Source organism: Citrobacter sp. wls613 (assembly GCF_005281195.1).
GTDB lineage: Bacteria > Pseudomonadota > Gammaproteobacteria > Enterobacterales > Enterobacteriaceae > Citrobacter > Citrobacter gillenii.
Genome location: NZ_SZXN01000056.1, coordinates 205,393 through 208,935, shown reverse-complemented (window position 1 = coordinate 208,935; position 3,543 = coordinate 205,393). Strand labels below are relative to the sequence as shown.

Annotated in this window: 4 protein-coding genes; 1 reads left to right on the top strand and 3 read right to left on the bottom strand. The window is 53.8% G+C overall.

Annotated elements, in window-relative coordinates:
* Positions 1-32: 32 nt before the first annotated feature.
* The 3 genes from FDX01_RS11095 to FDX01_RS11085 all read right to left on the bottom strand — a co-directional run bounded on the left by FDX01_RS11095 (position 33) and on the right by FDX01_RS11085 (position 3,290).
* Positions 33-1,289 carry a nucleoside permease gene (locus FDX01_RS11095; RefSeq protein WP_137399778.1) on the bottom strand — a complete coding sequence of 419 codons (1,257 nt, stop codon included), beginning with the start codon at positions 1,287-1,289 and terminating at the stop codon, positions 33-35.
* Positions 1,290-1,348: 59 nt separating this feature from the next.
* Positions 1,349-2,182, bottom strand: coding sequence for a xanthosine phosphorylase (gene xapA / locus FDX01_RS11090; protein ID WP_137399777.1), 834 nt, complete (start codon positions 2,180-2,182; stop codon positions 1,349-1,351).
* A gap of 181 nt (positions 2,183-2,363) precedes the next feature.
* Positions 2,364-3,290, bottom strand: a complete 927-nt coding sequence (locus tag FDX01_RS11085) for a LysR family transcriptional regulator (RefSeq protein WP_135911650.1) — start codon at positions 3,288-3,290, stop codon at positions 2,364-2,366.
* Positions 3,291-3,379: 89 nt separating this feature from the next.
* Here FDX01_RS11085 and FDX01_RS23750 point away from each other — a divergent pair.
* Positions 3,380-3,543: bile acid:sodium symporter (locus FDX01_RS23750; RefSeq protein ID WP_249360955.1), on the top strand; the 164-nt coding region annotated here is incomplete at its 3' end.

The window sequence follows — 3,543 nt, the reverse complement described above, 5'->3', positions numbered from 1 at the left end:
GGCGGGCAGCATTCGCCCGCCGCAGGTAAGGATTAATGTGCCAGCGATTTCTGCACGGACCTTTCCGGCTCATGCTTGTATTTGAAGAACAGCGCAAAAATGACGGCCAACGCCAGCGCATAAGCCGCAAATACCAACCAGATGGTTTGCCAGTCCTTCACGCCATCGACGGAGAAATAGTCCACCGCCATGCCGCTCAGGATTGAACCTACCCACGCCCCGACGCCGTTCACCATGGTCATAAACAGCCCCTGTGTGCTGGCGCGAATGTTGGAGCTGACTTCCTGCTCGACGAACACCGATCCGGATATGTTGAAGAAATCAAACGCGCAACCGTAAACGATCATCGACATCAGTAACAGCACAAAGCCAAACGGTGACGGATCGCCAAACGCAAAGAAACCAAAACGCAGCGTCCACGCCAGCATGCTCATCAGCATCACCGTTTTAATCCCAAAGCGTTTAAGGAAGAACGGAATGGTAAGAATGAAGCCCACTTCCGCCATCTGCGACACCGACAGCAAGATAGAGGGATACTTCACGACAAAGCTGCCAGCAAATTCAGGGTTACGGGCAAAATCATGCAGGAACGGATTACCAAAGACGTTGGTGATTTGCAGTACCGCCCCCAGCATCATGGCAAAGAGAAAGAATATCGCCATACGCGGATTTTTAAACAGCACAAACGCATCCAGTCCCAGTTTACCGGCAAGCGTCGTTGCCACTTTCTTCTCAGCAACCGGGATTTTAGGCAAGGTAAACGCGTACATCGCCAGCAGTAATGAGGCGCCGGAGGCGATATACAGCTGGGCGCTGCTCAGTTCCAGTCCCATCAGGCTTACCGTCCACATAGCCACAATAAAGCCAATCGTGCCAAACACGCGAATCGGCGGGAAAGCCGTCACCGGATCCTGGCCGGATTGCGCCAGGCAGGAGTATGAGACGCTGTTCGACAACGCAATCGTCGGCATATAAGCCATGGCGTTAATCAGCATCACCCAAAACATGGTATCTGCATCGGTCACGGTGGTGGCATACAGCAGCACACCCGCGCATACCAGGTGACACAGCATGTAGGCGCGTTCGGCGCGCAGCCATTTATCAGCGATGCTCCCCATGATGCCAGGCATAATAATCGCCGCCAGCCCTTTCGAGCTATAAACCATACCCACGTTGGCACCGGTAAAATGCAGAGTGTTGATCATGTAAGAACCCAGGGTCACCAACCAGCTTCCCCAGATGAAATATTGCAAAAACGACATGAGCTTTAAGCGTGAGGCGATACCCATTTTTCCGTTCCTTGCCAAAAAAGTAAGACCCCGCAAGCGGGGGCAGTTATCGTTTTTATTCAGGCCAGCTTGCGCAAGAAGCCGCAGATCAAATTGATGAAGTTCTGTCGGGAGAGTTCCGCCGCCGCCAACGTCTGGGCATGGGATAACTTCACATCCCCCAGCCCTTCGGCCAGGTTGGTGATGGCAGAAACCGCAACCACCTTCAATTCACAGTGACGTGCAGCGATAACTTCAGGGACCACCGACATACCAACCACATCACCGCCAATAATCTGCATCATGCGAATTTCTGCCGCCGTCTCAAAGTTCGGTCCCGGATAGGAGACAAATACGCCTTCGCTCAGCGGGAATCCCTCTTCTTTCGCTACGGTTTGCAGGATCGCACGGTAGTCTGCATCGTAGGCGTTCGCCAGCGAGAAGAAACGCTCGCCAAAACGCTCATCGTTGAGTCCAACCATTGGCGTGCCTGGCATGGTATTAATGTGATCGCTGAGCGCGACCAGTCTGCCCGGACCGACTTCAGGACGTAAAGAACCCGCCGCGTTGGTGCAAAATAGCAGTTCGCAGCCCAGCAGTTTAAGGGTACGAATAGCATCGGTCATCACCGTCATACCGCGACCTTCGTAAAAGTGCCCACGCCCTTTCATGCAGGCCACAGGAACGCCAGCCAGATTCCCCAGCACCAGTTCCCCCGCATGTCCATGTACGGTGCTGACCGGGAACCCTGGCAGCTTCTCGTAAGAGATCGCCACCGCATCCTCGATTTGCTCGGCCAACGCGCCCAGCCCGGAGCCGAGAATAAACGCCACGCGTGGCGTGAAGTCAGGTTTATAACCACGAATGATATCGGCGCTATACCAGGGATTCTGAGAGAAAAGAGTGTGGCTCATGAGATGTCCTTAAAACTGAGTAATAGAAATAACGTAGCGTACCCCGATGTTATAACGAGACTACGCAATCGATTACCAATACAGTTTTTCCCGTCGATCGATAGTAAATCGGTATTGATGAGTTGCGCTAAACCCGCCCAACTTCACATTATTCTCCTGCCGGAAATGGCATGGAGGGGGCTTATAACTGATACAGCGGATCCCGCGCACGACCGGCGGTTAATTCACTGGCCTGTGTGCGCACGACGTCCCACAATGCCTGAGCGGCGGTCGATAAAGAGCGATTTTTACGTCGAGCCAGCATCAGCTGTCGTTCAACCACCGGCGTCAGACGTTTGACCTGCAAATGGCTGCCCTGCGGCAGGGGGAGCGCCAGCGCGGGCAGTACGCTGATACCAATCCCCGCTTCGACCATCGGAAAGAGCGTTGCCGGGTGGCCTATCTCCTGCACAATGTTGGCATCAATGGAGAAATGGGCCAGTGCCGCATCAATCAGCGGTCGGCTACCAGAGGCGTAATCCTGCAACACTAGACGTTCGTGCAGGAGATCCTGCCAATTAACCCACTCCCGCTCGGCTAAAGGATGATCCTCCCGACACAGCAGCAGGAAGGGTTCCGACAGCACCGCTTCACACTGCAGGTCCGTTGCCGCACCCGGATCGATAACAATGCCGAAATCCACTTCCCCCTGACGAATACTTTCCAGTACCCACTGCTGCGGCCTGTCATGCAGGACAAAATCGATCGCGGGATAAAGCACATTACTCTGGGCAATACACTGGGGAATAAGATGGGCAGAGATGGTCTGGCTGGCCGCAACACGAACTGTACCGGTAAGCTGCGTGCCAACCTGTCCGGCTTCGCGCAGCGTGCTGTGCAGCTCATCCAGGATACGCTCAAGGCGTGCTGCCAGCTGTTGTCCGGCGTCGGTAAGCACCACCTCTCGCGTGGTCCTGTCCAACAGACGCACGCCCGTCTGCCCTTCCAGCTCTTTTACGCTGTGGCTCACCGCCGACTGGCTTAAGCCGATGATATCCCCCGCCCGACTAAAGCTTTTGGCCCGAGCGACGGTGACAAAAATACGCAGTTGACGCAGAGAGTAATTCATCGATTTAATTCATATATGGATGCAATAAATCAATTTTATTTCTCAAACAGAAAAACGCAAACTAGTGCGACCGAATTCCAGGAGCTTTTATGAAACTTTTTCGTATCCTCGATCCGTTCACGTTGACGCTGATTACCGTTGTGTTACTGGCTTCTTTTTTTCCCGCCGAGGGTGGATTTGTCCCTTTCTTTGAAGGGTTAACCACCGCAGCGATTGCCCTGCTGTTCTTTATGCATGGGGCCAAACTCTCACG